Below are 26812 nucleotides of genomic sequence, written 5' to 3' on the forward strand. Positions count from 1 at the left end.
TCAGGCCGACGGCGCCGCGGCGTCCTTCTCCCACTGCCCCGGTACCGGATCCTTGAGCATGAAGGCGCTGACGAGGAAAGCCACGAGCACCACGACCCAAGTGTACCAGAGCCCGGCATAGGCATCGCCGGTCTTGGCGATGATGAAGCTCGCGATCAGCGGCAGGAAGCCGCCGAAATAGCCGGTGCCGAGGTGATAGGGGATCGACAGCGACGAATAGCGCACATGCGGCGGGAACATCTCGGACAGCAAAGCTGCGACGGGGCCGTAGGTGAAGCCCGACAGCGCACTGAGCCCGAGGAGGGCGGCGATAATCACCGCGAGGCCGAGCGGGCCCGGTATTTGCTTTTCGAAATCATAGCCCATCGCCTCGAGCGCGGGTTTGAGCACCGCGGGGTCCTCGCCCGCGACCTCGCGCCCGCCGATCGTCACCTTGACGCTGTCGAAGCCGCTGCCGCTGCCGACGATGCTGTAAGGCACGCCGAGCTTGGTGAGCTCGCCGAGCGTCTTGCCGCACGCGGTTTCCTGGACCTGCGCGAAGGGGTCGTAATCGCAGAGCGAGCCGGTGACGACGACGGGTGCCTTTTCGGCGGCGGCGGTGAGCGCGGGGTTGCCGACGCTGCCCATCAGCCAGAAGAGCGGGAAGAGCAGCACCAGCGTCGCGGCATAGCCCCAGACGATCGGCTTCTTGCGCCCGATCTTGTCGGAGATATGTCCGGCCCACAGGAAAAAGCCCATGCCGAGCGCAGCCGAGAAGCCGACGATAATCTCGGCCGCCGTATCGTCGACCTTCATCGGCCCCTTGAGGAACGACAGGCCCGAGAACATCGCGGTGTACCAGATCACGGTGAGCCCCGCGGCGATGCCGAACAGCGCGACGAAGATGCGCCGCGGGTTGCCGGGATAGGTGAAGCTTTCTTTGAGCGGGTTCTTCGCGAGCTCGCCCTCGGCCTTCATTGCCTGGAACACCGGGCTTTCGGAGAGCTTGAGCCGCATCCACAGCGAGATGGCGAGCAGGATCAGCGAGAGCAGGAAAGGCACGCGCCAGCCCCAGCTTTCCCACACCGCGTCGGACATCAGCGCCTTGCAGCCGAGCACGACGATGAGGCTCAAAACGAAACCGCCGACGACGCTCGCCTGGATGAAGCTGGTATAGAAGCCGCGCTTGTCGGGGGGCGAATGCTCGGCGACGTAAACCGCAGCGCCGCCATATTCGCCGCCGAGCGCGAGCCCCTGGAGCACGCGGAGCAGGATCACGATGATCGGCGCGACGATGCCGATCGTCGCCGCCGAGGGGATCATGCCGACGCCGGCGGTCGCGATGCCCATCAAAGTGACGGTGACGAGAAAGGTATATTTGCGCCCGAGCCGGTCGCCGAGGAAACCGAAGAGCACCGCGCCGAGCGGGCGGAAGCCGAAACCGACCGCGAACCCCGCCCACACGAGCAGGATTTCGAGCGTCGCATTGTCGCTGGGGAAAAAGGCCTTGCCGATGATCGCCGCGAGCGTGCCGTAGATGAAAAAATCATACCATTCGAAGATCGTCCCCGCCGACGAAGCGGCGATGACCATGCGAATGTCCTTCGCGGTCGGCTGATAGGCGGCGCCATGGTCGGCGGCCGCGGCTACATCGGTCATAAACTCTCCCTTTGGCCCTTTCGGCCCACCCCCTTCCCGTTCGCATCGAGCGAAGTCGAGATGCCCCGAAGGCAAGCACGACCGATGGGTGTCTCGACTTCGCTCGACACGAACGGGTTTGGGCCGGTGTAGCTGTCCGCTCGCACCGCGCAAGCCTTCTTGGCGTAGCATCATTCCGGTGGCAGACTGCACCTTATGCAGTTCATCGACCTCTCGATCCCGATCACCAATGACGTCGTTTCCGACCCGCCGGTGATGCGCCCGAAGATCACCTATATGACCCACGAAAATACGTGGCAGCAGATCGCGATGTTCTTCCCCGGCCTGACGCAGGAAGACCTGCCCGACGGCGAGGGCTGGGCGGTCGAGAGCCTGACGCTGAGCACGCACAACGGCACGCATATGGACGCGCCCTGGCATTTCCACTCGACCACCGATCGCGGCGCGACCCCGGCGCCGAGCATCGACGAGGCGCCGCTCGACCTCTTCTTCCGGCCGGGGGTCAAGCTCGATTTCTCGGATCGCCCCGCGGGGCATGTTGTGACCGCCGCGGAGGTGGAGGCCGAACTCGCGCGGATCGGCCACACGCTCCAGCCGTATGAAATCGTGCTCGTCCAGTCGGGCGCGATATACGGCACCGACAATTTTACCGACCAAGGCTGCGGCATGGGTGAGGAAGCGACGCTGTACCTCACGGAGCGCGGCGTTCAGGTCGTCGGCACCGACGCGTGGAGCTGGGACGCGCCGTTCAGCCACACCGCCAGGCGCTGGGCCGAGACGCGCGATCCCAAGATCATCTGGGAAGGCCATAAGGCGGGGCGCATCCAGCCCTATTACCAGATCGAAAAGCTCACCAACCTCGCCGCGCTGCCGCCGACGGGATGGACGTTGAGCTGCTTCCCGGTGAAGATCGAACGCGCGAGCGCGGGGTGGATCCGGGCGGTGGCGTTAGTGGATAGCTGAATAGTGAATGGCGGTGTTCGGGTGAGAGCGGACGTTCCCGTTCCTCCCCGGAACGGGGAGCGGGACTGCCCGAAGGGTGGTGGAGGGGCCGGGACGGTGCGTCATGGCGAGAGGTTTCGCTCCCTCCGTCAGCCCTGCGGGCTGCCACTTCCCCGTTCCGGGGAGCCACTATCTATGCCCGCTCCCCACCCCAAACCCGCGCTACAAGTTCACCGTCGCTAGCATCCACAATATCCACCCACCCAGCACCAGCAGGCTGGCGAAGGTCGCGAGCACGCCGAGCTGGCGCCCCAGCGGCGCCTTTCCCGGCGGCGACGGGGTGTGGAGCCCCACGATATGCGCGACGCGGCCGATCAGGAAGATCGCGCCGATCGCCATCAGCGCGAGATGATTGGCGCGCGCGCTTTCGAGCAGGCCGAGCAGGATGATGATGATCGGCGCATATTCGGCGAGATTGCCATGGCTGCGGCTCGCGGCGATCAGCTTGGCGTCGCCATGGTCGCCGAACGCCGCCTTCAGCCGCAACCGCTGGCGCACGGTCAGGATCGCCGTGAACAGCAGGAGCAGCGCGCAGACGGCGCCGACAAACGCGGTAACCGGTAAAGTCATATCCTTGTTCCCCCAATCCGCCCGCAGCCTAACCCGTCGTTCCTCGATTGCCACTGGCAAGTTGCACTCGGGCGATTATCGTCGCGACATAAGAAAATGTCCGGGGAGCGACATCAAATGACCATCGCCGAGGCGACGCCCGATTTCGAGGCGGACCGCAACGACCGCGCCTTTCTGGGGCATCCCAAGGGGCTCGGCTATCTCGCCTTCGTCGAGGGGTGCGAGCGCTTTTCCTATTATTCGATGCAGACCCTGCTCGTGCTCTACATGGTCAAATATCTGCTCCTGCCCGAGAATGCGGCGGGCGTGATCGGCCTGTCGGCGCTGCGCGACTGGTACGGCGGGATCGACGGCCAGCCGCTCGCGTCGAAAATCTTCGGCGACTATACCTCGCTCGTCTACCTCACCCCGATCGCGGGCGGCTTCATCGCCGACCGCTGGCTCGGGCGGCGCGCGACCTTATCCTCGGCGGCATCTTCATGGCGGTCGGGCATTTCCTGATGGCGTTCGAGAGCGCCTTCCTGTTCGCGCTACTCGCGCTGATCGTCGGCGTCGGGCTGTTCAAGGGCAATATCGCGAGCCAGGTCGGCGAGCTTTACGGCGCGAACGACCTCCGCCGCGCGATGGCGTTCCAGATCTTCTATATCGCGATCAACGTCAGCCTGATCGTCGCGCCGCTGATTTCGGGAACACTGGGCGAGAAGGTCGGCTGGCACTGGGGCTTCGGCACCGCGGGCGTGGTGATGGTCGCGGGGCTGATCCTGTACATCTACGCCAAACCCTGGCTGCCCGCCGAAAGCCGCGCGGAGCGCGCCGAAAAGGCGGCGGCGCCCAAGGAACCGCTAACCCGCGACGACTGGACGCGCATCATCGCCTTGCTCATCCTCGTCCCCGTCCTCGCGGTCGCACTGCTCACCAACCAGGAAATCTTCAACGCCTACCTGATCTGGGCCGACCAGCATTTCCAGCTGACCTTCTTCGGCACGACCCTGCCCACCAGCTACATGATCACCATCGACGCCGCGGCGAGCTTCGGCATGCTCGTCGCGGTCGCGGCCTTCTACGTCTGGTACGGCAAGCGCTTCAGGGAGCCGGACGAGCTCGGCAAGATGATCATCGGCAGCTTCTTCACCATCGCGGGCGGGCTGTGCCTCGTCATGGCGGCGGCGACGCAGGGCGACGGCAAGATCGGGCTGTTCTGGCCGCTGATGTTCCACCTGTTCAACAGCATCGGCTTCGCGCACATCCTGCCGGTCAGCCTGGCCCTGTTCACCAAGGTCGCGCCGCGCGCGCTCAACGCGACGGTGGTCGGCATCTATTATCTCGCCTTCTTCGGCGCGAACAAGATCGTCGGCGAGGTCGGCGGCTGGTACTCGTCGATGCCGACGACCAGCTTCTGGCTGTTCCATGTCGCGACGGCGGTGGTCGGACTGGTCGCCTTCATCCTGTTCAAGCTGCTGCTGGGGCGGCGGCTGGTCGCGGCCGCCTAGAAGAGCCGCGAACCGTTCGGCACCGCACGGTCGGGGGAGAAGAGGACGACGGCGCTTTCGTCGTCGGCGAAGCCCAAAGTCAGCACCTCGGACATGAACTTGCCGATCTGGCGCGGCGGGAAATTGACCACCGCGGCAACCTGCCGTCCGGGCAGCTCTTCGAGCTTATACCGATCGACGATCTGCGCGCTGCTCTTCTTCACCCCGATCGCGGGACCGAAGTCGATCCGGAGCTTGAAGGCGGGTTTGCGCGCTTCGGGAAAGGGTTCGGCCTCGACGATGGTGCCGATGCGGATATCGACCTTGAGGAAATCGTCGAAGGCGATTTCGGGCGCCGCGCCCGCGTCGGTGTCGTGATTGACGTGCATTCTAAAACTCCGTCGTCCCCGAAAAAGGGGTGCCAGCCCTTTCGCCCCTTATCTTCGTGCCTTTGTGCCTTTGTGTGAGAACTCTTATGATCTTGCACAAAGGCACAAAGAAGGAAAATGCTGGATTCCCGCCTTCGCGGGAATGACGAAGTTGGATTACTCCATCTCCAATATCACCGCATCGACCGCCAGGCTGTCGCCCTGCGCCGCGTTGACGGTCTTCACCGTCCCCGATTTCTCGGCGCGCAGGATATTCTCCATCTTCATCGCCTCGACCGTCGCGAGCGGCTGGCCGGCTTCGACCTTGTCGCCCTCGCCGACGTGCAGCGCCACCAGCAGCCCCGGCATCGGACAGATGAGGAATTTCGACAGGTCGGGCGGCACCTTCTCGATCATGTGCGAGGCCAGCGGCGCGACGTGCCAAGGCAGCACGCGGACCTCGTGAATGCGCCCGCGGGTCGTCATCTTCCAGCCGGTGCGCGTCTTGGCGACCTTCACCGCCAGTTCGCTGTCGTCGATCTCGGCCACCACCAGCCGGTCGCCCGGCGTATATTCCAGCGCGATGTCGATGGCATCGCCCTCGACCTTGATATGCTTGCCGCCGACCTTGACCTTGTGCGGCGTACCGTCGATCGTCACCTGCCATTTGGCGGGCGGATCGAGCCGGTCGCCGAGCTGGCCGTCGGTGCGCCGCGCGCGGTCGGCCTCGGCGCTGGCCATGAAGCCCGCGATCGCGGCGAGCGCGCGCATCACATCGGCGTCGGTCCCGGCGCCGTGGAAGCCTTCGGGATATTCCTCGGCGATGAAGCCGGTGGTGAGCTCGCCCGAGCGGAAGCGCGGGTGCTGCATGATCGCCGACAGGAAGTCGATATTGTGGCCGAGCCCTTCGAGCTCGAAGCGGTCGAGCGCCGCGACCTGCAAGTCGGCGGCTTCGTCGCGCGTCGCGCCCCAGGTGATCAGCTTGGCGATCATCGGGTCGTAGAAGATCGACACCTCACCCCCTTCCTCGACCCCCGCATCGACCCGCACGCCGTCGTCGCCGCGCTCGTCGCCCTCCCACGCCGGCACCGGGGTGCGATAGCGCACGAGCCGCCCGGTCGAGGGCAGGAAGCCGCGGTACGGATCCTCGGCATAAACGCGGTTCTCGATCGCCCAGCCGTCGAGCTTGACGTCCTCCTGTTTGAGCTCGAGCTTCTCTCCGGCAGCGACGCGGATCATCTGTTCGACCAGGTCGATGCCGGTGATCGCCTCGGTCACCGGATGCTCGACCTGGAGCCGCGTGTTCATTTCGAGGAAATAGAAGCTCTCGCCCGTCGGGTCGGCGCCCGACACGATCAGTTCGACCGTGCCCGCGCTGTAATAGCCGACCGCCTTGGCGAGCGCGACGCACTGCTCGCCCATCGCCTTGCGTATCTTGGGCGTGACGAAGGGCGACGGCGCTTCCTCGACCACCTTCTGGTGGCGGCGCTGGATGCTGCACTCGCGCTCGTTGAGGTAGAGTATGTTGCCATGCTGGTCGCCGAGAATCTGGATTTCGATATGACGCGGGTTGAGGATGAACTTCTCGATGAACACGCGGTCGTCGCCGAAGCTGTTGAGCCCCTCGCGCTTGGTCGCCTCAAACCCCTCGCGGACGTCCTGCTCGCTATAGGCGAGGCGCATGCCCTTGCCGCCGCCGCCGGCCGAGGCCTTCATCATCACCGGATAGCCGATCTCGTCCGCGATGCGCACCGCATGCTCGGTATCCTCGATCTCGCCGACGAAACCGGGGACGACGTTGACGCCAGCTTCCATCGCGAGCTTCTTCGACTCGATCTTGTCGCCCATTGCGGCGATCGCGTTCACCGGGGGGCCGATGAAGGCGATATTTTCCTTCGCCAGCGCTTCCGCAAAGCTGGTGCGTTCGGACAGGAAGCCATAGCCCGGATGCACCGCCTCGGCGCCCGTTTCCTTGCAGGCCGCGATGATCTTGTCGGCGATCAGATAGGATTCCGCCGCGGGCGACGCGCCGATATGTACCGCCTCGTCGGCCATCTGGACGAAAGGCGCGCGCGCGTCGGCGTCCGAATAGACGGCGACGGTCGCGATGCCAATGCGGCGCGCGGTCTTGATGACGCGGCAGGCGATTTCGCCGCGGTTGGCGATCAGGATTTTCTTGAACATGACGGCTCCTTCAAGCCGTCACCCCGGCGAAGGCCGGGGTCTCAGGCGAGGTGGGGTTGAGGTTGATAGGGTGGGATCCCGGCCTACGCCGGGATGACGAAGAAAATTTGGTCATCATTGTTCGTCGGCCAGCTCTTTCAGCTCCGCCGTCCGTTCCTTGGTCAGCCGCGCCATGCAGCCGCTGTGCAGCATCGGCGCCATGCTGCCGCCGCGCGCGGCGAAGCTTTCGGAGAGGCAGTGCTGGTCGCGATAGGTCAGCCAGGCGCGCTGCGCCGCGAGCAAAGTCTCATAATGCGTCGGCTGGCTGTCGTAGCTGCGGTCGATATCCTTGTCGCGCGCCTTCAGCGCCGCGACGGTCAGCTTGTACTGCGCGTTGAGCGCGGCGTCGGCGGCGTCATAATCCTTGCCCGCGCAGAAGTTCATCTCGACCTGATATTGCGGGTTGTCGCAGTCGACCTCGGGCTCCTGCGCCGCGGCGGCGAGCAGCATCAACGACATCAGCATCATTCGCCCGTCTCCTCCGCCGCCGGCTCAACCCGATAGATTTTCGACACCTGCCGCGCCCACACGAGCATCAGCGCCAGCGCGCCGATCCACAGCATATTCTCGGCCCACAAGGGCGACGCCGTTCCGCCCTCGGTGCCCATCCGCACCCCCTGCATCCGGTTCGCCGCATAGCCGCACGCGCAGGACGCGGGCAGCAACAGCACCGAAGTCAACAGGGCAAGGAGCGGCTTGCGGGTCACTATTCGGCCGCTTCCATCCGCATCGGTTCTTCGCTCACCATCGGCACGATGCCGAGCTTCGCGAACAAGGCCGCATCGGCGCTGTCCCCGCGGTTGCCGGTCGTCAGCAATTTGTCGCCGGTGAAGATGCTGTTCGCGCCCGCCATGAAGCAGAGCGCCTGCGTCGCCTCCGACATGCTCTCGCGCCCCGCCGACAGCCGCACCATGCTCCGCGGCATGGTGATCCGCGCCACCGCAACGGTGCGGACGAACTCGATGTCGTCGATCTTGGCCAGCGGCGTATCCGCCAGCATGTCGCCAAGCACCGTGCCCTTCACCGGCACCAGCGCGTTGATCGGCACGCTCCCCGGATGTTCGGGCAGGGTCGCGAGCGCGTAAATAAATCCGACGCGGTCGGCGCGTGTCTCGCCCATGCCCACGATGCCGCCGCTGCACACGTTGATCCCGGCGCTGCGCACTTCCTCCAGCGTGTCGAGCCGCTCCTGAAACGTCCGCGTCGTGATGATATTGCCGTAATTTTCCGGCGAGGTGTCGATATTGTGATTGTAATAGTCGAGCCCCGCCACGGCGAGCGTCTGCGCCTGCTCCTTGCTGAGCATGCCGAGCGTCATGCAGGTTTCCATGCCCATCTGGCGGACGCCCTCGATCATCTCGACGATCGCGGGCATGTCGCGGTCCTTGGGGTTGCGCCAGGCGGCGCCCATGCAGAAACGCTGCGAGCCCGCATCCTTCGCCTGCGCCGCCGCCTGCAGCACCGCGCGCACGTCCATCAGCTTGGTCGCCTTCAGCCCGCTGTCGGCGTGCTTCGACTGCGAGCAATAGCCGCAATCCTCGACGCAGCCGCCGGTCTTGATCGACAGAAGGGTGCACAGCTGAACTTCGCCGCGCGCGTGATGGCGGCGATGCACCCCCTGCGCCTCCCACATCAGTTCGTCGAACGGCAGGTCGAACAGCTCGGCGATTTCCTCGCGGGTCCAGTCGGTACGGGTCATCGATATTCTTTCAGCGGAGGGAGAGACAGGCGTGCCGGCCGAAAGGCCGCCGAAGCGGCGCCTTCGTCCGGCGGTTTTTCTTTCGTCAGGCGCCGACGCGATAGGTCAGCGCGAGTTGGCGGGCCGGAACGGTCGGCCCGAAATAGTAGGAGACGCTGTGCTTCTTGCCGTCCATCGACCATTCCCAGCGCATGCCGCCGTCATAGACGACGCGCACCGGGCGCAGGCCCAGTTCCTTGCGCAGCCCCTTTTCGACCGCGTCGGCGACGGTTTCGCGGCCACTTTCTTCCGCGCTCAATGCGGCGTCGAAATCGCACTGGCCGGGTTCTGTACGGGTGATGACCGTGCGCGCCGAGCGCCAGCGATCGTCGTCGGCCTTTTCATAACCGAAGCTGCTCTTCGACAGATTATAGTCGAAGCGCTTGGGGTTCGGGAAAATCGACAGGCACAGGTCGTCGAATTCGGCGACCGCCGCTTCGAGACCGGTCACGCCCAGCCCGCCCGGTTGTTCGAGCGCCGCATTCGCGGGGCCGACGGCCGCGAGCGGCACGGCTGCCAATGCCGTTGCGACGAGAAATTGCCTTTTCATATCAAGCCTCCTCCATCACCGTCTGCCGGAAACCAGGTGGCGCGCCGGCATCGCGCCGAGAAGAATATCTTGCGGCGGAATCGCCCCGCCCGCAACGATGTTGAACGCGCGGGTCAAGCGGCATCCTCCAGCGGCGGCATATTGTGGCCGAGCAGGCGCAGCACGTCGGCCGCGCACTCGACGACATTCGATCCGGGGCCGTAAATTCCCTGCACCCCGGCGTCGCGCAGATAGTCGTAATCCTGCGGCGGGATGACGCCCCCCGCGATCACCTTGATGTCGTTGCGGCCGGCTTCGCGCAGCTTGCCGATCAGTTCGGGGATCAGCGTCTTGTGCCCCGCGGCGAGACTCGACGCGCCAACGACGTCGACTTGCGCTTCGAGCGCCAGCACAACGGTTTCGTCGGGCGTCTGGAATAAGGGCCCCGAGACGACGTCGAAACCCATGTCGCCGAAGGCCGAGGCGATAATGTTGGCGCCGCGGTCGTGGCCGTCCTGCCCCATCTTGGCGACGAGCAATTTGGGTTTGCGCCCCATGCGGCGTTCGACCGCGGCGACGCCGTCGAGCACCTGCTGCCAGCGTGCATCGCCCTCATAGGGCGCGGCATAGACGCCCTTCACCGGGGTCGGTTGGGTGCCGTAACGGTCGAAGCTTTCCTCCATCGCCGACGAAATTTCGCCGAGCGTCGCGCGGGCCCGCGCGGCTTCCACCGCATGGGCCAGGAGGTTGTTCTCGATCGACTGCTCGCCCGCCGCGGCATCGCGCAGCGCCTTCAGCGCCGCCTGGCACGCGGCTTCGTCGCGGCCCGCTTTGGTCTTGTTGATCCGCGCGATCTGGCCCTCGCGCACCTTGGCGTTATCGACCTCGAGCGTTTCGAGCAGGTCCTCGTCCTTCAGCCGATATTTGTTCACCCCGACGATCACATCGTCGCCCCGATCGACGCGCGCCTGCCGCGCGGCGGCGGCGGTCTCGATCATCGCCTTGGGCCAGCCCGCCGCGACCGCCTTCGCCATCCCGCCTTCGGACTGGACACGGTCGATGATCTCCTGCGCCTTGTCGACCAGTTCCTGCGTCAGCGCCTCGACATAATAGCTGCCGCCGAGCGGATCGACGACCTTGGTCATCCCCGTCTCTTCCTGGATGACGATCTGGGTATTGCGCGCGATGCGGGCGGAAAAATCGGTCGGCAGCGCGATCGCTTCGTCGAGCGCGTTGGTGTGCAGGCTCTGCGTCCCGCCCAGCATCGCCGCCATCGCCTCGATCGTCGTGCGCATCACATTGTTATACGGGTCCTGTTCGGTCAGCGAGACGCCCGACGTCTGGCAATGCGTGCGCAGCATCTTCGACCGCTCGTCCTGCGCGCCCAGGGTGGTCATCGCGCGGTGCCACAGCACCCGCGCCGCGCGCAGCTTGGCGATTTCCATGAAGAAATTCATGCCGATCGCAAAAAAGAAGCTCAGCCGCCCGGCGAATTTGTCGATGTCGAGCCCCGACGCCACGCCATATTTCACATATTCCATGCCGTCGGCGATGGTGAAGGCCAATTCCTGCACCTGCGTCGCGCCGGCTTCCTGCATATGATAGCCGCTGATCGAGATGCTGTTGAACTTCGGCATCTCGCGGCTGGTGTAGCCGAAGATGTCCGAGATGATCCGCATGCTAGGCTCGGGCGGATAGATATAGGTGTTGCGGACCATGAACTCCTTGAGGATGTCGTTCTGGATCGTCCCGTCGAGCAGCTTGCGATCGACCCCCTGCTCCTCGCCCGCGACGATGAAGAAGGCGAGGATCGGGATCACCGCGCCGTTCATCGTCATCGACACCGACATCTGGTCGAGCGGGATGCCGTCGAACAGGATCTTCATATCCTCGACGCTGTCGATCGCGACCCCGGCCTTGCCGACGTCGCCGACGACGCGCGGATGGTCGCTGTCATAACCGCGGTGCGTCGCGAGATCGAAGGCGACCGACAGCCCCTTCTGCCCCGCGGCAAGGTTGCGGCGATAGAAGGCGTTCGATTCCTCGGCGGTCGAGAAACCCGCATATTGCCGGATCGTCCACGGCCGCCCCGCATACATCGACGCCCGCACCCCGCGCGTGAACGGCGCGAAGCCGGGCAGGCCGGGGTCGGCGGTCACGTCATCGGCCGTGTAGAGCGGCTTCACGTCGATCCCCTCGGCGGTGTGCCAGGTGAGGTCCTTGCCCTTCACTTCCTTGGCAGCGGCGGCGGCCCATTGGTCGAGGGTGGGTTTGTCGGTCATGGTCTTTGCTTTCAGGCCTGCGCGCTGGGCCGGGCCGACATGCGGTCGTGCCAGGCGCGCAGATGGACGAGGTCTTCGGGGAGCGGGATGCCGATGAAGGCGGCGAAATCGACGGTGGCGAGCAGCAGGATATCGGCCATGCTGAACGCCTCGCCCGCCAGCCAGGGCGAATTGGCGAGCGCCGCATCGCACATCGCAAAAGCGTCGAGCGCGCGCGGGCGGTTGGTCTCGCCATAGTCGGGAAAGCGCTGGATCGGCAGGCGCGCGGTAAAGGGATGGGTGTGCACCCAGACCTTGCCGATCGGCTCCATCAGCACCAGCTCGATACGGCGGATCCACATTTCGATCGCCCCGATCTCGGCCGGGGTCGTGCCGAACAGCGGCGCGCCCGGATGCAGCGCCTCGAGATAACGGCAGATCGCCACGCTCTCGGTCAGCACCGATCCGTCGTCGAGCTTGAGCGCCGGCGTCTGGCCGCGCGGATTGATTGCGAGAAAGGCCGGCGCCTTATGCTCGCCGGCGACGATTGAGATCGTCTCGCTCGGCAGGTCGATGCCCTTCTCCGCCGCGAAGATGCGGACGCGGCGCGGATTGGGCGCGGGATTGGGGCTGTCGTAGAAGATCATCAGTGACCGCCCTTCGGCGTCTCCATGATCTCGGTCAGCACGCCGCCCATGTCCTTGGGGTGCAGGAAGAAGATCAGGGTCCCGTGCGCGCCGATCCGCGGCTCGCCGAGCACGCGCTTGCCCATGCCCTCGAACGCGGCCTTGGCGGCATGGATGTCGGGCACCTCGTAGCACATATGATGCTGGCCTCCTGCGGGGTTCTTCTGCAGGAAACCCGCGATCGATTCATTGCCCGGCAATGGCTCGATCAGCTCGATCTGTGTGCCGTTCAGCGCGCCATCGGCGCCGGGCGTATCGACGAAGCACACTTTGACGCCCTGCTCGGGCAGGTCGAAGGGGTCGTGGATCTTCGTCGCGCCCATCACGTCGCGGTAGAAGACGATGCTGTCGGCGATCGACGGCGTCGCGACGCCGATATGGTTCAAACGTCCCAGTTTCATAAGGCTCTCGATATCCATCCAAATGTAATCGCGATCCCGATCGCGACGAAAACCAGCGCGAGCGCCGCGATGGCCTGCGCGCCATGCACCGCGAACGCAAAGCCCGCCGGATTGGCCTCGCGCGTGAGCCCGCGGCCCATGCCGCGGTCGATCACGCCCGTCTGCCCCCAGTGGCGCGCCATCATCCACGCGCTGCGCGCGACGACCCACGCTCCGAGCGTCCAGCAAACCGATATCGCGGCCCAGAGAAATTCCATCGCCTTCGCCTCAGCAGCCCGAACCCTCACTCACAGCGGAATATTGTCGTGCTTCTTCCACGGGTTTTCGAGCTGCTTGTTCCGCAGCTTGCGCAAGCCCACCGCGATCCGCTTGCGCGTCGAGTGCGGGTAGATCACCTCGTCGATATACCCCCGCGACGCCGCGACGAACGGATTGGCGAAGCGGTCTTCATATTCCTTCGTCCGCTCGGCGATCTTTTCGGGGTCGCCGATGTCCTTGCGGAAGATGATCTCGACCGCGCCCTTCGCGCCCATCACCGCGATCTCGGCGGTCGGCCAGGCATAGTTCAGATCGCCGCGGAGATGCTTCGACGCCATCACGTCGTAGGCGCCGCCATAGGCCTTGCGCGTGATCACCGTGATCTTGGGCACCGTCGCCTCGGCATAGGCGAAGAGCAGTTTCGCGCCATGCTTGATGATGCCGTTATATTCCTGCGCGGTGCCGGGCAGGAAGCCGGGGACATCGACGAAGGTGACGATCGGGATCTCGAACGCGTCGCAGAAGCGCACGAAACGCGCCGCCTTCTTCGAAGAGTTGATGTCGAGCACGCCCGCGAGCACCAGCGGCTGGTTCGCGACAATGCCGATCGTCCGCCCCTCGATGCGCCCGAAACCGCAGATGATATTGCCCGCATGCGCCGGCTGCACCTCGAAGAAGTCGCCCTCGTCGACGGTCTTCCGGATCAGCTCGTGCATGTCGTACGGCTGGTTCGCATTGGGAGGGATCAGCGTGTCGAGGCTGTCCTCGGCGCGGTCGTAAGGATCGCTCGTCGGGCGCACCGGCACCCCGCTGCGGTTGTTTTCGGGCAGATAATCGAAGAAATCGCGCGCCGCGAGCAAGGTCTCGATGTCGTTCTCGAACGCATTATCGGCGACCGAGCTCTTCGTCGTGTGGGTGATCGCGCCGCCGAGCTGCTCCTGCGTCACCACCTCGTTGGTGACCGTCTTGACCACGTCAGGGCCGGTCACGAACATATACGAACTGTCCTTCACCATGAAAATGAAGTCGGTCATCGCGGGGCTGTAAACCGCGCCGCCCGCGCAGGGGCCCATGATCAGGCTGATCTGCGGCACCACGCCCGAGGCGAGCACGTTGCGCTGGAACACCTCGGCATAGCCGCCCAAGGAGGCGACGCCCTCCTGGATACGCGCGCCGCCGCTGTCGTTGAGGCCGATGACCGGCGCGCCGACCTGCATCGCCTTGTCCATGATCTTGCAGATCTTTTCGGCGTGGCGCTTCGACAGCGCGCCGCCGAAGACGGTAAAATCCTGGCTGAAGACATAGACGAGGCGGCCATTGATCGTGCCGCTGCCGGTAACGACGCCATCGCCCGGGATCTTCTGGTCCTGCATGCCGAAATCGACGCAGTCATGCTCGACATAGGCATCGAGCTCTTCGAACGACCCCTCATCGAGTAGCACGTCGAGCCGCTCGCGCGCGGTCAGCTTGCCCTTCGCATGCTGCGCCTCGATGCGCTTTTCCCCACCGCCCAAGCGGGCGGCTGCGCGGCGGGCTTCCATTTCGGCGATATTGGCGGACATGCGGCTCTCCGGTTTTCTGGAGCATGCCGTCTGCGCCGCGACGCGTCCGGATGCAAATGCGAATTTGCAAAGTTGCAAAGTCCGAGTTTGCAAAGTACAAAAGTCTCTCCCCTTGCGGGAGAGAAAGACTTGGCTTGGCAGCTTGCTGCCTAGCAAGGCTTGTGAGGGTCGACATCCACACCCTCACCAACTTCGGCTAGCCGGCTTCGCCGCCAAGCCTTCGTATCCTCTCCCCCAAGGGGAGAGGGAGAGGAGCGCGCCATGACCCCCACCCGCCTCTATGCCGGACGCCAACTTCGCGGGCTTCGCGAAAGCCGCGCGATCCGTCAGGCCGACTTCGCGGCGCAGCTCGGCATTTCGGCCTCCTACCTAAGCCAGATCGAGCATGACGACCGGCCGCTGACGCCTGCCCTCCTCGACCGGCTGCAGAAGCTGTTCCCGCTAGAATGGGAGGAGGTCGCCGCCGACGCGGGCGACCGCCGCGCCGGGGCGCTGCGCGAAGCCGCCGCCGACCCGCTCTTCGCCGCCTCCCCCTTGCCCCCCGAACAACTTGAGCGCGCGGCGTTCCAGCAGCCGCAGCTCGCCGACCAGTTCGTCGCGCTCCACGCCGCCTATCGCCGCGCGGGGCAGCGGCTGCAGATCATCGACGAAGCGCTGACCGGTGGCACTGCCGAGGGCAGCCGCCTGCCGTGGGAGGAAGTGCGCGACTGGTTCCACGATGCGGGAAACTATGTCGACAGCATCGACCGCGCCGCCGAGGCGCTGGCGGGGCAGCTGCGCGGCAAGGACCCCTCGCCCGCAATCGAGACGATCGAGCGGCGGCTGCGCGACGCGCTCGGCATCTCGATCGTCTACAACCAGACGCAGGCGCTGCGCGATTATGACGCGACGATGCGCCACCTGGTGATCGACCCGTCGCAGCCCGCCGAGAGCCGCCGCTTCCAGCTCGCGCACCAGCTCGCGGCGCTCGCGCTCGCGAACGAGATCGCCGCAGTGGTCGAGGCCAGTCCGCTGCGCACGGCGGCGGCGCGGCAATTGCTCCACGTCGGGCTCGCCAATTACGCCGCGGGCGCGGTGCTGATGCCCTATGCCCCGTTCCGCGCCAGCGCGCGCGCGATGCGCCACGATATCGACCGGCTGCGCATGGATTATGGCGTGAGTTTCGAACAGGCGTGCCACCGCCTTTCGACGCTCCAGCGCCCCGGCGCGCGCGGCATCCCGATGTTCTTCTGCCGCGTCGACATGGCGGGCAACATCACCAAGCGCCACAGCGCGACGCGGCTGCAATTCGCGCGCTTCGGGGGCGCCTGCCCGCTGTGGATCGTGCACGAGGCGGCGGCGATCCCCGACCGCATCCTCTTCCAACTCGCCGAGACCCCCGATGGCGTGCGCTATGTGTCGATGGCGAAGGGGCTGGTCAAACCGTCGGGCAGCTACGCCCGTAGCCCGCGCCGCTATGCCGTCGCTTTGGGGTGCGAGGCGCAATATGCCGCCGACTTCGTCTATGCCGACGGGGTCGACGTCGGTGCGCCGCAGGCGGCGACGCGCATCGGATCGTCATGCCGCATCTGCCCGCGCGACGATTGCGACCAGCGCGCCTTCCCGCCAAGCGACCGCCCGATCCTCGTCGATCCCGACCGCCGCGACGTCGTGCCCTACCGCATCGGCTAGGCACATCCCCCAAAACCGTTCGCCCTGAGCTTGTCGAAGGGCCGTTCTTTCTTTCGATCGCGCCAAAGAAAAGGACGGTGCTTCGACAAGCTCAGCACGAACGGGATTAGGAGCTAGCCGGCGATCACCAGTTCCTCATCGAGGAAATCGAGAAAGGCGCGGATGCGCGCGGCGGCGCGGTCTTCGGGCGCGTAAAGCGCATGGATGTCCTCGCCGTCGCCGGGGTGATAGTCGGCGAGCAGTTCGACGAGCCGCCCGGCCGCGAGGTCGGCGGCGACGTGGAAATGGCCGTGCCGCGAAATGCCCCCGCCTGCGACCGCCATCTGGCGCACGAGGTCGCCCGAATTGCCGAAAAAGCTGCCGGGCACCGGGCGATGGACGATCCGGCCGCCAAGGCGGAACGGCCAGCTGTCGATCGAGCGGCGGAAGCTGAAGCGCAGGCAATCGTGCGCGTCGAGATCGTCGGGGGTCTGCGGCGTCCCGCGCCGCGCGAGATAGGCGGGGCTGGCGACGAGGACCATGCGGCTGTGGCCCAGCTTCTTCGCGCGCAGGCTGGTGTCGCGCAGCGGGCCAATGCGGATCGCGATGTCGGCGCGCTCCTCGACCAGATCGACGATCGTGTCGGAGAGCGCGAGGTCGAGAACGATCTCGGGATAGAGCGCCGTGAATTTCGGCAGGATGGGCAGCAGCGGCACGCCGATCGACGGCGACGCATTGACGCGGAGCAGCCCGCGCGGCCCCTGTTTCTCGCGCCCGAGCCCCGCCTCGACCGTTTCGATTTCGGCGAGCAGCACGCTCATCCGGTCGCGATAGGCGCTACCCTCGGCGGTCAGCGCGAGCGAGCGCGTCGTGCGGCGGAACAGGATCGTGCCGAGCCGCGCCTCGAGCCGCGCGATGCTGCGGCTGACCGCCGACGGGGTCAAGCGCAACACCTTGGCCGCTGCCGCGAAGCTGCCGCCGCTCGCCACTGCAAGGAAAGTCTCGATATCGCCGAACCTGTTGTCCATCGCTATTCCTGATTTGGAATCACTTCTGAAATGATAAGCGACATTCTAATCAACAATGGGCGCATGCGCTATATCCCGGTTCATCGACAGGACTTCCATCCAAGGAGACGCATCATGGACCTTAAACTCAACGGCAAGACCGCCCTCGTCACCGGATCGACCGCCGGCATAGGCTTCGCCATCGCCAAACGCCTCGCCGAAGAGGGAGTCGATGTCGTCATCAGCGGCCGCAACCAGGCGAAGCTCGACGAAGCCGCCGCCGAGCTGGCGCAGTCGGGGACGATCCGCGCGGTGCTGGCCGACCCCGCGACCGCCGAGGGTGCCGCGACGCTGATCGCCGGGGTTCCCGCGGTCGACATCCTCGTCAACAACCTCGGCATCTACGAAGCCAAACCCTTCGCCGAGATCAGCGACGCCGACTGGCACCATATCTTCGAGGTCAATGTGGTGAGCGGCGCGCGGCTGTCGCGGCACTATTTCCCGAAGATGCTCGAAAAGAACTGGGGCCGCGTGATCTTCATCGCGAGCGAGAGCGGGCTGCTGCCCCCGGCCGAGATGATCCATTACGGCATGACCAAGACCGCGCAGCTCACGATCGCGCGCGGGCTCGCCGAACAGACCAAGGGCACGGGCGTAACGGTCAATTCGGTGCTGCCGGGGCCGACGCGCTCGGAAGGCATCGTCGATTTCATCCGGTCGGTGGTGTCGAACCCCGACGCGCCCGAAGCCGAGCGCGAAAAGACCTTCTTCGACGAACTGCGCCCGCTATCGCTGATCCGCCGCCTGATCGAGGCCGACGAGATCGGCGCGATCACGGCCTTCCTCGCGAGCCCGCTGGCCGCGGCGACCAACGGCGCCGCGATCCGCGCGGAGGGCGGAATGGTGCCGACGATTGCCTAAGCCTCTCCCCTCCCGCAAGCGGGAGGGGTCGGGGGTGGGCAAGCACCGTTGCAGTGCCCACCCCGCTGGGACTAGGAAACAAGTTTCCAAGTCTCACTGCCCCTCCCGCCTGCGGGAGGGGTTGGCGCGCTAGACCTTCACAATGCCCCGTTCGATCAAACTATGCGCCGTCGCGAGGATCGCTTCCTCGGGCGGGCGCATCGTCCAGCCGAGGCGCGCCATCGCATGACTGCTGTCGCCGCCGCGGACATTGCCGAGTTCGGCGACCACCTGCTTGAGTTCGGGCCGGAAGATCGCGAGCGCCTTGAGTAGCCAGTCGGGCATCTTCTTCGTCGGCACCTTGCGCGCCTGTTCGCCCAGATTGGCCTTCAGGATATTCGCGACGTCGATGAATTTCAGGAACGGCCCCGAGCAGACGAAACGCTCGTCCTTGACCCCCTCGGCGGTCAGCGCGCGATAATGCATGTCGGCTACGTCGCGTACGTCGATGATGCCGAAACCGACGTCGGGGCACATCGGCACCTTGCCTTCGAGCAGCTGCTTCACGACCTCGATCGAGGTCGACAGATCGTCGCTGAGCAACGGCCCGAACACCGCCGCGGGATTGACCGAAGCGAATTCGATATCACCGCCCTCGGCCGCGACCCAGTCGCGCGCGGCGCGCTCGGCGGCGGTCTTCGAGCGCGGGTAGGGCATGACCTCGGGGTTGGCGAGGTTGGTCCAGTCGGCTTCGTTGTAGAGATCGCGGCCCTTGCCATGGCCATAAGCGATGGCGGCCATCGACGAGGTGAGGACGAAGCGCTTGATGTCGGCGGCGCGCGCGAAACGAAGCGCGCGGAGCGCCCCTTCGCGGGCCGGGATCACCAGATCGTCGGCATGTTTGGGCACGTCGAGCGGAAAGGGCGAGGCGACGTGCGCAACGTGCGAACAACCCGCGATGGCCTCGGCCCAGCCGGCGTCATGCTCGAGGTCGGCGGCGAAGAAGTTCAGCTTGCTGTCGTCGACCTTGAGCCAGCCGCGCACCTCGGCCTCGCGCCCCAGGCTGCGCACCGTTGTGTGCACGTGCCAGCCATTCTCGATCAGCTGCCGGATGAGGAAGCCCGCGATATAGCCGCTGCCCCCGGTGACCAAAACCGTGCCCGCCATGCGCTGCTCCCCTCTCTTGTTATGGAGGGGAAGTTAGCGCATTTGCGTTGCAGGCCGAAACCTTATTTCAGCAGCACCAGTTCCTCGGCCATGCTCGGGTGCAGCGCGACCGTCGCGTCGAAATCGGCCTTGGTCAGCCCCGCCTTCACCGCGATCGCCGCGGCCTGCAGGATTTCCGGCGCGTCGGGGCCGATCATGTGCAGCCCGACGACCTGGTCGGTCGCGGCGTTGACGATCATCTTGTACAGCGCGCGCTCGTTGCGACCGGCGAGGACGTTCTTCATCGCGCGGAAATCGCTGGTGTAGACGCGGATGCTGCCCAGCTTGTTGCGCGCCTCGGCCTCGGTCATGCCGACCGCGCCGATCGGCGGGTGGCTGAACACCGCGCTCGGGACATTCTTGTAGTCGACCACGGTCGGCTTGCCGCCGAACACCGAGTCGGCGAAGGCCTGCCCCTCGCGGATGGCGACCGGGGTCAGCTGGATGCGGTTGGTGACGTCGCCGACGGCGTAGATGCTGGGGACCGACGACTGATTGGTCTCGTCTACCTTGATCGCGCCATGCTCGTCGAGTTCGACCCCAACGTCTTCGAGCCCGATGCCCTTGGTGTTCGGCGTGCGCCCCGCGGCGACCAGCACCGCGTCGGCCTGGATTGGGTCGCAACCTTCGAGCATCACGGTCAGCGTGCCGTCATCGTTCTTCGTGATCGACTGGAAGGGCGCGTTGAACTTGAACTCGATGCCCTTGGTCATCGAAATCTGCAGCAGGCGGTCGCGGATCTGCTCGTCGTAGCCGCGCAGGATCGTGTCGCCGCGGTTGACGATCGTTACCTTGCTGCCGAATTCGTTGAAGATGCCCGCGAATTCGTTGGCGATATAGCCGCCTCCCGCGATCACGACGCGCTTGGGCAAAGTTTCGAGGTGAAAGACCTCGTTCGAGGTGATCGCATGTTCGCTGCCCGGAAATTCGGGGACGTGCGGCCAGCCGCCGGTCGCGACCAGGATGCGCTCGGCGGTCAGTTCGGTCCCGTCGGCGAGCCGCACCTTCTGCGGCCCGGCGATCGTCGCGCGCGTTTTGAACACCTCGACCTTGTGGTTGCCCAAAGTCTGGCCATAGAGACCTTCGAGCCGGTCGACCTCGGCGAGGACATTGTCGCGCAGCACGTCCCAGTTGAAGCTGCACTCGGGCACGTCCCAGCCGAACTTGCGCGCGTCGTGGAGATCCTCGGCGAAATGGGCGCCATAGACGAGCAGTTTCTTGGGCACGCAGCCGCGGATGACGCAGGTGCCGCCGACCCGATACTCCTCTGCCACCGCGACGCGCGCGCCGTGCGAGGCCGCGATGCGCGACGCGCGCACGCCGCCCGACCCGGCGCCGATGACGAAGAGATCATAGTCGAAATCGCTCATGAAGAACCCCTGAATATGTGGGCTGCTGTTCGCAGCGGCCGCCTATGTGGTTACGCCGCGGCGGCTTGCCAATCGAATTTTGCGGTCAGGTACAGCGAGCAGGTCTCACTCGCCGAGCGCAGCCGCCATCAGCGCCTGCGTCGCGGCGTCGAACTCGACCGTGCCTTCGGCGAGCCCCTTGGCCATTTCCTTGCCCAGCTCGACCCCGAACTGGTCGAAGGGGTTGATGCCGAGCAGCACCGCATTGGCGAAGACGCGGTGCTCGTAGAAGGCGATCAGCGCGCCGAGGCTGCGCGGGGTGACCTGATCGAGCAGGATCGTGGTCGACGGCCGGTCGCCGGGATAATGGCGCGCGCCGTCCTCGCTCGCCCGCCCCGCCATCAGCGCCGCGCCCTGCGCGATGCAGTTCGCGACCAGCGTCTCGTGATGCGCCTCGTCGAGCAGATGGTCGGGCTCGCGCGCGACGACGAATTCGACCGGCGTCAGATGCGTACCCTGATGGAGTAACTGGAACACCGCATGCTGCGCATCCGTCCCCACCCCACCCCAGGTGATCGCCGCGCTCGCCCGGCCGAGCGGCTTGCCGTCCAGCGTCACCGACTTGCCGTTCGATTCCATCTCGAGCTGTTGGAGGTAGGCGGGCAACAGCCGCAGCCTTTCGTCATAAGCAAAGACCGCGCGCGTCTGGCAGCCGAGGCGGTTGGTGTAGAGCTGGTCGGCGAAGGCCGCGAGCAAGGCGACATTGTCGGCGCCGTCGGCCAGCCGGAAATGCCGGTCCATCTCCGCCGCGCCTTCGAGCATGTCGGCGAAGGCGTCCCAGCCGAGCGCGAGCGCGGCGGGAAAGCCGATCGACGACCAGAGCGAATAGCGTCCGCCCACACTCTCGGCGAAGGGCAGGATGCGCGTCTCGTCGACGCCCCATTCCATCGCGCGTTCGGGCATCGCGGTCAGCGCGATCACGCGGCCATAGGGGTCGGGCACCCCCGCTTCTTCGAGCCATTGCAGCGCCGAGGCGGCATTGAGCAAAGTCTCGGTCGTGGTGAAGGTCTTCGACGCCACCGCGACCAGCGTGCAGGCGGGGTCGAACTTCGCAAAGGCTTCGGCGAGCGCCGCGCCGTCGACGTTCGACACCACCGCGACGTCGTAGCGCGAGCCGTGACGGCCGAGCGCGTCGACGAGCAGGTCGGGGCCCAGCGCCGAGCCGCCGATGCCGATGTGGAGCAGGTGGCGGATCTCGCCGAACGCGCCGGCCTCGATCGCGTCGATCAGCATCCGCATGCGCTGGTGGAAAGCCTGCGCACGGTGGACCGATTCGGGCGCACCGTCGCCGCGTTCGGCGCTATGTTCGGCGGCGCGGCCCTCAGTCGGATTGGCGATGCCGCCCGCGAACAAGGTCTTGCGGCGGCCCACAAAATCCTGCGCCTCGGCAAGGTCCGACAGGATGCCGATTGCCGCGGTATCGAGGTGCGTCTTGGCGAAATCGAAGCGGATGTCGGCGACACTCCGCACCAGCGCCTGCAGCCGCGCATCGGGATCGGCGGCGATAAGGCCGGCCAGCGTCTGCGGCTGCCAGTCGGCGAGCGCCTGCCAGGCTTGGTCGGCGGTGGTCATGTCGGAGCTCCCTTGCAGACGGATCAGGCGGCTTTCTCTAGGCGCGCCGCCGCGCGCGCGCCAGTGCGATCCACCGATATTTGCTTGCGCGCAGACCTATTCACCGCCAAATGCGCGCCATGACCGATGCCAGCCTGACCGCCGATACGCCGCCCCCCGCCGGCCCCGCGACGCCCGCCCCTGCACCCGCTCCGATGAGTGCCAAGGAAGAGGCGATCGACACCGTGCGCTTCCTCGCCTGGCTGGCAATCGCGGTGATCGTCTTTCGCAGCTTTTTCCTATCGCCTTTCAACATTCCGTCGGAATCGATGCAGCCGCGGCTGCTGATCGGCGACTATCTGCTCGTCAACAAAATGGCCTATGGCTATTCGAAATACAGCCTGCCTTTCAGCGTGCCGCTGATCCCCGGGCGGATTTTCGCCAAGACCCCCGAACGCGGCGACGTCGTCGTGTTCAAGGCGCCGCCGGTCAACGACAACGACTATATCAAGCGTGTGATCGGCCTGCCCGGCGACACGGTGCAGGTGATCGACGGCATCGTGTGGCTCAACGGCAAGTCGCTGCCGCGCGAGGCGATGCCCGATCTGGTGATTCCGGTGACGCTGAACATGCTCGAAGCCGCGCGCGACGAATATCGCAAGAACGGCCTGCCGGTGCCGCAGGACGGCGACCTGCGCCCCTGTTTCCAGCTCCAGTTCGAAACGACCGGCGCTGACGGCGCGCGCATGTGCCGCTATCCGCAGTATAAGGAAACGCTGCCGAACGGCAAAAGCTATGCGATCCTCGACATCACGACGATCCCGCAGGACGATACCACGCTGAAGACCGTGCCGGAGGGGCATTTGTTCCTGATGGGCGACAACCGCGACCGCAGCGCCGACAGCCGTTTCCCCGCGCAGGAAGGCGCCGGCATCGGCCTTGTCCCCGAGGAGAACCTCGTCGGCAAGGCGCTGGTCGGCATGTTCTCGACCGACGGCTCGGCAAGCTGGATCAACCCGATCAGCTGGTTCACCGCGGCGCGCTGGGAACGCATCGGGGATGGCTTTTGAGCGAGCGGCCGTCCGCCGATACGATCGCAGCCCTCACCGGCGCCGCCCCGCACGACCTCGCCCTCTATCATGAGGCGCTGACCCACGGCAGCAGCGGCGTCGGCGATTACCAGCGGCTCGAATTCCTCGGCGACCGCGTGCTGGGGCTGGTCATCGCGTCCGAACTTTTCCGCCGCTTCCCCAAGGCTGCCGAGGGCGAGCTTTCGTCGCGGCTGCACGCGCTCGCCTCGGGCGAGACCTGCGCGAAGATCGCCCAGGGTCTCGACCTCAACGCTTATGTCCGCTTCGGCGTCCAGGCGATCGGCGACGGCGGGCGCTACAGCGACAATATCGCCGCCGACGTGCTCGAGGCGCTGATCGGCGCTTTGTGGCTCGACCTCGGCGAAGACGCCGCGCGGACCTTCATCGTCGCCAGATGGGGCGAGATGATCGACGGCCAGGTCGCGGCGCCCAAGCATCCCAAGGCGGCGCTGCAGGAATGGGCGGCGGCAAAGGGCCGCAAGCCCCCCGAATATCGCCTGATCCGCCGCGATGGTCCCGACCATGCGCCGCGCTTCCACGTCGGCGTGACCGTCGGCAAGCTCGCCGAGGCCGAGGGCGAAGGCGCATCGAAGCAGGCGGCCGAAAAGGCGGCCGCAGCGGCGCTGCTCGACATCGTGACACAGGAAGAAAAGAAATGACCCAGCGCTGCGGTTTCGTGGCCGTCGTCGGCGCGCCCAATGCGGGCAAGTCGACCCTCGTCAACGCGCTTGTCGGCCAGAAGGTCGCGATCGTCAGCCCCAAGGCGCAGACCACGCGCACCCGGCTGATGGGCGTTGCGATGGAGGGCGACGTGCAGATCGTACTGATCGACACGCCGGGCATCTTCGCCCCCACCCGCCGCCTCGACCGCGCGATGGTCGCGGCGGCGTGGAACAGCCTCGATCAGGCCGAGGCGATCCTCGTGATGGTCGATGCCGCCGCGAAACTGACAGGGCGCGTCGAGCGCGTGCTCGAAGGCGTCGCGAATCGGCCCGAGAAGAAATATCTGGTACTGAACAAGGTCGACCTGACCAAGAAGGACAAGCTCCTCACGATCGCGACCGAGCTCAACGCGCGGCTCGCCTTCGACGAAACCTTCTTCATCGCGGCGAGCAGCGGCGACGGCGTGCCCGAACTCAAGGCGCATCTTGCCACGCTGATGCCCGAAGGGCCATGGCATTTCCCCGAGGACGAGGTCAGCGACGCGCCCGAGCGTATGCTGGCGGCCGAAATCACGCGCGAGCAGCTCTATCGCCAGCTCCACGAAGAACTGCCCTATCAGTCGACCGTCGAGACCGAGAAGTTCACCAACCGCAAGGACGGCAGCGCCGAAATCCACCAGCAGATCCTGGTCGCGCGCGACAACCAGCGCGCGATCATCCTCGGCCACAAGGGCGAGCGGATCAAGGAAATCGGCAGCCGCGCCCGCGCCGAGCTGAGCGAATTGCTCGGCCGCAAGGTCCATCTGTTCCTGCATGTCAAGGTCAAGGCGAACTGGGACGAAGACCGCGGCGTGTACCGCGACATGGGGCTCGACTGGGTCGATTGAGGAAAGAAGAATATGCACCGGCCGCCATCGATCATCTGGTTCGAACGCCTTTTCTGGGCGTCCATGATTGTCGGGCTAATCTCGACCGCTTTTGCCTGGGCCGACATGCAGTCCACGCTTGAAAAATCGGGCTCGCCGTTCGGCATGACCAGCGTGGCCGTGACGCTGGCCGTCTTCCTGGCGATACCCGTCGCCTTTTGGTACGCGATAGCCCGACGCGGCAGCAATGTCGTTCGTTGGATATATGTGATCTGGATGGGATTCGGCGTCATCATGACGCTGCTTTCACTCTTCGATCCGCAGAATGTGAACGGCATCGCCTTGGGCATTTCGCTGATCTCGACCGCCCTGAGCGCGGCATCGATCGCCTGCCTGTTCCGCGGCGACGCGGTCGCATGGCTGACTGGCAAGGCGCCGGTCGACCCCGGCATCTTCAGCTAGGCCGCTAGATCCGCCGGCAATCGTCGGGCGGCGCCTGGCCGTCGAAGCGCGCGCCGATCCAGCCTATCGTCTCGCTCGCGCTGTCCTTTGCGCTGGCGCCATGATCGCCGGTCATATCGATCCAGCGCACGCGCGTCCGCCCGCGGCACACCGACTTGGCGAATTTGCGCGTCACCGCGGGCGCGATGATCGTGTCCTTGCTGCTCTGCGCGATCAGCAGCGGACCGGGAACGCGCGCGGCATCGACGCTGTTCGCGCGGGCAAAGCCTCCCCACGGGTCGATCCTGGCAATATCCTTGTTCTTCGTCGCGCGCACGATGGTCAGCACGCCCAGGATCGTCCCGAGCTTCGGCTTCTTTTCCAGGCTGATGCAATTATTCTCTGCCAGCCGGCGGATGATCCCCTGGTTCGTGCGGTTGGCGACACCGTCCATCGAATAGCCATAGAGCGTCGACCAGCTGTGCAGCGTGAACGAAAGCAGCAGCGCGCGCGCATTCTTGTCGCTGCCATCGCGCAGATTGGCCGCCAGATCGGTGGGCGGAGCGGCCGCCGCGGTGCCGACGAGCCGAAGGTCCGGCGCATAGTTCCGCGCCTGAAGCGCGGTCCACAAGGCTGCATGGCCACCCTGCGATTCGCCCCAAACGGCGAAGTCGTTCCCTGCCGCCGCGCCGGAAATCGCGCGCGCCGCGCGGACCGCGTCGAGCACCGAATTGGCGGTATCCGCGCCGACGAGGAACGGGTGCATCGTCGGGCTGGCGAGGCCGATATAGTCGGGCGCGACCACGACATAGCCCTGTCGCACGGCATCCATGCCCACCGAAGCGGCAAAGAAGTTCGGGCTGAGCGACGGCGCGCATTTCTCGGCCACGCCCCAGGCGCCGTGCGTCCAAGCGATCACGCGGCGCGGGCGCGGCGGCACCGCCTCGCGCGGCGCGGCGACGATGCCGGTGACGCGCAGCCGTTCACCTTTCGAGTTGGAGGTCCAATATTGCACCCGCCACGCCTGCACGCCCGGCGGCGTATCGGTCATCGGATCGGCGGCGATCAGGCTGCCCGCCTGTTGCGCCTGGGCCGCCGGCGGCGCGGCGATGGCAAGGGCCAGCAGAAGCAGCAAATGGCGCATCGGACACCTCCCTGTTGGTCGCATGATAGCATGGCCCGGGCGCGGCGGATATGACGGGCGCGCACGGGCTTCGAGCCAATATCGAGCGCTCGATATTGCCATTATGGCAGCATTATTCGGCTTCCATCGAATAAAGCATAATATATTTGTACCGCGCTCAAATAATCGCCTGACTTGTCA

Annotated in this window: 25 protein-coding genes and 1 pseudogene; 8 read left to right on the top strand and 18 right to left on the bottom strand. The window is 65.7% G+C overall.

All coding sequences use genetic code 11. The features are described 5' to 3' along the window. Complete coding sequence (locus BWQ93_RS07310) at nt 1-1638, bottom strand: MFS transporter (RefSeq protein WP_077029948.1); 1638 nt, start codon at nt 1636-1638, stop codon at nt 1-3. 195 nt (nt 1639-1833) lie between these two features. On the opposite strand from BWQ93_RS07310, the gene BWQ93_RS07315 reads away from it, so the two are divergent. After that, nucleotides 1834-2601: a cyclase family protein gene (locus tag BWQ93_RS07315; RefSeq protein WP_077029949.1), complete on the top strand. Its 768-nt coding sequence runs from the start codon at nt 1834-1836 to the stop codon at nt 2599-2601. Nucleotides 2602-2802: 201 nt separating this feature from the next. Here the strand turns inward: BWQ93_RS07315 and BWQ93_RS07320 are convergent, their stop codons facing one another. Continuing rightward, the gene (locus tag BWQ93_RS07320) at nt 2803-3210 is read right to left on the bottom strand and encodes an MAPEG family protein (protein ID WP_077029950.1); all 408 of its coding nucleotides are present in this window, start codon (nt 3208-3210) and stop codon (nt 2803-2805) included. Nucleotides 3211-3327: 117 nt separating this feature from the next. Here BWQ93_RS07320 and BWQ93_RS07325 point away from each other — a divergent pair. Next, nucleotides 3328-4700: pseudogene (locus BWQ93_RS07325) on the top strand (peptide MFS transporter). Here the strand turns inward: BWQ93_RS07325 and BWQ93_RS07330 are convergent. From BWQ93_RS07330 to BWQ93_RS07380, 11 genes are all read right to left on the bottom strand, one after another. Then, a complete protein-coding gene (locus BWQ93_RS07330; protein WP_077029951.1) occupies nt 4697-5068 on the bottom strand; it encodes a tRNA-binding protein in 372 nt (123 codons plus the stop codon). The pseudogene BWQ93_RS07325 and the gene BWQ93_RS07330 overlap by 4 nt on opposite strands. A gap of 156 nt (nt 5069-5224) precedes the next feature. Then, the gene (locus tag BWQ93_RS07335; RefSeq protein ID WP_077029952.1) at nt 5225-7231 is read right to left on the bottom strand and encodes an acetyl-CoA carboxylase biotin carboxylase subunit; all 2007 of its coding nucleotides are present in this window, start codon (nt 7229-7231) and stop codon (nt 5225-5227) included. A 114-nt stretch (nt 7232-7345) separates the two neighbouring features. Continuing rightward, nucleotides 7346-7738, bottom strand: a complete 393-nt coding sequence (locus BWQ93_RS07340) for a lysozyme inhibitor LprI family protein (protein ID WP_077029953.1) — start codon at nt 7736-7738, stop codon at nt 7346-7348. Beyond that, nucleotides 7735-7977, bottom strand: a complete 243-nt coding sequence (locus BWQ93_RS07345; protein WP_077029954.1) for a hypothetical protein — start codon at nt 7975-7977, stop codon at nt 7735-7737. Before BWQ93_RS07345 ends, BWQ93_RS07340 begins: the two co-directional genes overlap by 4 nt. Continuing rightward, on the bottom strand, nt 7977-8969 hold the full coding sequence (gene bioB, locus BWQ93_RS07350) for a biotin synthase BioB (RefSeq protein ID WP_077029955.1): 993 nt from the start codon (nt 8967-8969) through the stop codon (nt 7977-7979). The genes BWQ93_RS07345 and bioB overlap by 1 nt, the downstream gene beginning before the upstream one ends. Nucleotides 8970-9054: 85 nt before the next feature. Beyond that, nucleotides 9055-9558: a hypothetical protein gene (locus BWQ93_RS07355; RefSeq protein WP_156878173.1), complete on the bottom strand. Its 504-nt coding sequence runs from the start codon at nt 9556-9558 to the stop codon at nt 9055-9057. A gap of 113 nt (nt 9559-9671) precedes the next feature. Beyond that, on the bottom strand, nt 9672-11819 hold the full coding sequence (gene scpA, locus BWQ93_RS07360) for a methylmalonyl-CoA mutase (RefSeq protein ID WP_077029957.1): 2148 nt from the start codon (nt 11817-11819) through the stop codon (nt 9672-9674). 11 nt (nt 11820-11830) lie between these two features. Next, entirely contained in the window at nt 11831-12445 is a 615-nt protein-coding gene (locus tag BWQ93_RS07365; RefSeq protein ID WP_077029958.1) for a glutathione S-transferase family protein, read from the bottom strand. Then, nucleotides 12445-12885 (bottom strand): methylmalonyl-CoA epimerase, encoded by a 441-nt coding sequence (gene mce / locus BWQ93_RS07370; protein ID WP_077029959.1) that lies wholly within the window; start codon nt 12883-12885, stop codon nt 12445-12447. The genes BWQ93_RS07365 and mce overlap by 1 nt, the downstream gene beginning before the upstream one ends. Next, nucleotides 12882-13142: a hypothetical protein gene (locus BWQ93_RS07375; RefSeq protein ID WP_077029960.1), complete on the bottom strand. Its 261-nt coding sequence runs from the start codon at nt 13140-13142 to the stop codon at nt 12882-12884. Before BWQ93_RS07375 ends, mce begins: the two co-directional genes overlap by 4 nt. 30 nt (nt 13143-13172) lie before the next feature. Continuing rightward, nucleotides 13173-14705, bottom strand: a complete 1533-nt coding sequence (locus tag BWQ93_RS07380) for an acyl-CoA carboxylase subunit beta (RefSeq protein WP_077029961.1) — start codon at nt 14703-14705, stop codon at nt 13173-13175. Between the two features lie 261 nt (nt 14706-14966). Between BWQ93_RS07380 and BWQ93_RS07385 the strand changes: the two genes are divergently transcribed. Beyond that, complete coding sequence (locus BWQ93_RS07385; RefSeq protein WP_077029962.1) at nt 14967-16376, top strand: helix-turn-helix domain-containing protein; 1410 nt, start codon at nt 14967-14969, stop codon at nt 16374-16376. 113 nt (nt 16377-16489) lie between these two features. Here BWQ93_RS07385 and BWQ93_RS07390 read toward each other — a convergent pair whose 3' ends face one another. Next, nucleotides 16490-17383, bottom strand: a complete 894-nt coding sequence (locus BWQ93_RS07390; protein ID WP_077029963.1) for a LysR family transcriptional regulator — start codon at nt 17381-17383, stop codon at nt 16490-16492. 114 nt (nt 17384-17497) lie between these two features. Here BWQ93_RS07390 and BWQ93_RS07395 point away from each other — a divergent pair, with 114 nt between their 5' ends. Next, the gene (locus BWQ93_RS07395) at nt 17498-18283 is read left to right on the top strand and encodes an SDR family NAD(P)-dependent oxidoreductase (protein WP_077029964.1); all 786 of its coding nucleotides are present in this window, start codon (nt 17498-17500) and stop codon (nt 18281-18283) included. A gap of 129 nt (nt 18284-18412) precedes the next feature. On the opposite strand, the gene BWQ93_RS07400 is transcribed toward BWQ93_RS07395, so the two are convergent. From BWQ93_RS07400 to pgi, 3 genes are all read right to left on the bottom strand, one after another. Beyond that, complete coding sequence (locus BWQ93_RS07400) at nt 18413-19429, bottom strand: NAD-dependent epimerase/dehydratase family protein (RefSeq protein ID WP_077029965.1); 1017 nt, start codon at nt 19427-19429, stop codon at nt 18413-18415. Nucleotides 19430-19491: 62 nt separating this feature from the next. Beyond that, a complete protein-coding gene (gene gor / locus BWQ93_RS07405; RefSeq protein WP_077029966.1) occupies nt 19492-20838 on the bottom strand; it encodes a glutathione-disulfide reductase in 1347 nt (448 codons plus the stop codon). Between the two features lie 105 nt (nt 20839-20943). Further along, a complete protein-coding gene (gene pgi / locus BWQ93_RS07410) occupies nt 20944-22449 on the bottom strand; it encodes a glucose-6-phosphate isomerase (RefSeq protein WP_077029967.1) in 1506 nt (501 codons plus the stop codon). 194 nt (nt 22450-22643) lie between these two features. Here pgi and lepB point away from each other — a divergent pair, with 194 nt between their 5' ends. From lepB to BWQ93_RS07430, 4 genes are read left to right on the top strand one after another with little or no spacing between them, the layout of a single operon-like run. After that, a complete protein-coding gene (lepB, locus tag BWQ93_RS07415) occupies nt 22644-23498 on the top strand; it encodes a signal peptidase I (RefSeq protein WP_077032266.1) in 855 nt (284 codons plus the stop codon). Then, nucleotides 23495-24178: a ribonuclease III gene (gene rnc / locus BWQ93_RS07420; RefSeq protein WP_077029968.1), complete on the top strand. Its 684-nt coding sequence runs from the start codon at nt 23495-23497 to the stop codon at nt 24176-24178. The genes lepB and rnc overlap by 4 nt, the downstream gene beginning before the upstream one ends. After that, nucleotides 24175-25068 carry a GTPase Era gene (gene era, locus BWQ93_RS07425; protein ID WP_077029969.1) on the top strand — a complete coding sequence of 298 codons (894 nt, stop codon included), beginning with the start codon at nt 24175-24177 and terminating at the stop codon, nt 25066-25068. Before rnc ends, era begins: the two co-directional genes overlap by 4 nt. A 12-nt stretch (nt 25069-25080) precedes the next feature. Beyond that, nucleotides 25081-25509: a hypothetical protein gene (locus tag BWQ93_RS07430; protein ID WP_077029970.1), complete on the top strand. Its 429-nt coding sequence runs from the start codon at nt 25081-25083 to the stop codon at nt 25507-25509. Between the two features lie 4 nt (nt 25510-25513). Here the strand turns inward: BWQ93_RS07430 and BWQ93_RS07435 are convergent, their stop codons facing one another. After that, on the bottom strand, nt 25514-26632 hold the full coding sequence (locus BWQ93_RS07435; protein WP_077029971.1) for a lipase family protein: 1119 nt from the start codon (nt 26630-26632) through the stop codon (nt 25514-25516). Nucleotides 26633-26812: the final 180 nt, after the last annotated feature.

The sequence above is a fragment of the Sphingopyxis sp. QXT-31 genome (assembly GCF_001984035.1).
Taxonomy (GTDB): Bacteria; Pseudomonadota; Alphaproteobacteria; order Sphingomonadales; family Sphingomonadaceae; genus Sphingopyxis.

What these genes read in the sequence shown, in the direction of transcription:
- BWQ93_RS07310 (WP_077029948.1), bottom strand. Translation starts at nt 1,638, where the DNA reads ATGACCGATGTAGCCGCGGCCGCCGACCATGGCGCCGCCTATCAGCCG.
- BWQ93_RS07315 (WP_077029949.1), top strand. Translation starts at nt 1,834, where the DNA reads ATGCAGTTCATCGACCTCTCGATCCCGATCACCAATGACGTCGTTTCC.
- BWQ93_RS07320 (WP_077029950.1), bottom strand. Translation starts at nt 3,210, where the DNA reads ATGACTTTACCGGTTACCGCGTTTGTCGGCGCCGTCTGCGCGCTGCTC.
- BWQ93_RS07330 (WP_077029951.1), bottom strand. Translation starts at nt 5,068, where the DNA reads ATGCACGTCAATCACGACACCGACGCGGGCGCGGCGCCCGAAATCGCC.
- BWQ93_RS07335 (WP_077029952.1), bottom strand. Translation starts at nt 7,231, where the DNA reads ATGTTCAAGAAAATCCTGATCGCCAACCGCGGCGAAATCGCCTGCCGC.
- BWQ93_RS07340 (WP_077029953.1), bottom strand. Translation starts at nt 7,738, where the DNA reads ATGATGCTGATGTCGTTGATGCTGCTCGCCGCCGCGGCGCAGGAGCCC.
- bioB (WP_077029955.1), bottom strand. Translation starts at nt 8,969, where the DNA reads ATGACCCGTACCGACTGGACCCGCGAGGAAATCGCCGAGCTGTTCGAC.
- BWQ93_RS07355 (WP_156878173.1), bottom strand. Translation starts at nt 9,558, where the DNA reads ATGAAAAGGCAATTTCTCGTCGCAACGGCATTGGCAGCCGTGCCGCTC.
- scpA (WP_077029957.1), bottom strand. Translation starts at nt 11,819, where the DNA reads ATGACCGACAAACCCACCCTCGACCAATGGGCCGCCGCCGCTGCCAAG.
- BWQ93_RS07365 (WP_077029958.1), bottom strand. Translation starts at nt 12,445, where the DNA reads ATGATCTTCTACGACAGCCCCAATCCCGCGCCCAATCCGCGCCGCGTC.
- mce (WP_077029959.1), bottom strand. Translation starts at nt 12,885, where the DNA reads ATGAAACTGGGACGTTTGAACCATATCGGCGTCGCGACGCCGTCGATC.
- BWQ93_RS07375 (WP_077029960.1), bottom strand. Translation starts at nt 13,142, where the DNA reads ATGGAATTTCTCTGGGCCGCGATATCGGTTTGCTGGACGCTCGGAGCG.
- BWQ93_RS07380 (WP_077029961.1), bottom strand. Translation starts at nt 14,705, where the DNA reads ATGTCCGCCAATATCGCCGAAATGGAAGCCCGCCGCGCAGCCGCCCGC.
- BWQ93_RS07385 (WP_077029962.1), top strand. Translation starts at nt 14,967, where the DNA reads ATGACCCCCACCCGCCTCTATGCCGGACGCCAACTTCGCGGGCTTCGC.
- BWQ93_RS07390 (WP_077029963.1), bottom strand. Translation starts at nt 17,383, where the DNA reads ATGGACAACAGGTTCGGCGATATCGAGACTTTCCTTGCAGTGGCGAGC.
- BWQ93_RS07395 (WP_077029964.1), top strand. Translation starts at nt 17,498, where the DNA reads ATGGACCTTAAACTCAACGGCAAGACCGCCCTCGTCACCGGATCGACC.
- BWQ93_RS07400 (WP_077029965.1), bottom strand. Translation starts at nt 19,429, where the DNA reads ATGGCGGGCACGGTTTTGGTCACCGGGGGCAGCGGCTATATCGCGGGC.
- gor (WP_077029966.1), bottom strand. Translation starts at nt 20,838, where the DNA reads ATGAGCGATTTCGACTATGATCTCTTCGTCATCGGCGCCGGGTCGGGC.
- pgi (WP_077029967.1), bottom strand. Translation starts at nt 22,449, where the DNA reads ATGACCACCGCCGACCAAGCCTGGCAGGCGCTCGCCGACTGGCAGCCG.
- lepB (WP_077032266.1), top strand. Translation starts at nt 22,644, where the DNA reads ATGAGTGCCAAGGAAGAGGCGATCGACACCGTGCGCTTCCTCGCCTGG.
- era (WP_077029969.1), top strand. Translation starts at nt 24,175, where the DNA reads ATGACCCAGCGCTGCGGTTTCGTGGCCGTCGTCGGCGCGCCCAATGCG.
- BWQ93_RS07430 (WP_077029970.1), top strand. Translation starts at nt 25,081, where the DNA reads ATGCACCGGCCGCCATCGATCATCTGGTTCGAACGCCTTTTCTGGGCG.
- BWQ93_RS07435 (WP_077029971.1), bottom strand. Translation starts at nt 26,632, where the DNA reads ATGCGCCATTTGCTGCTTCTGCTGGCCCTTGCCATCGCCGCGCCGCCG.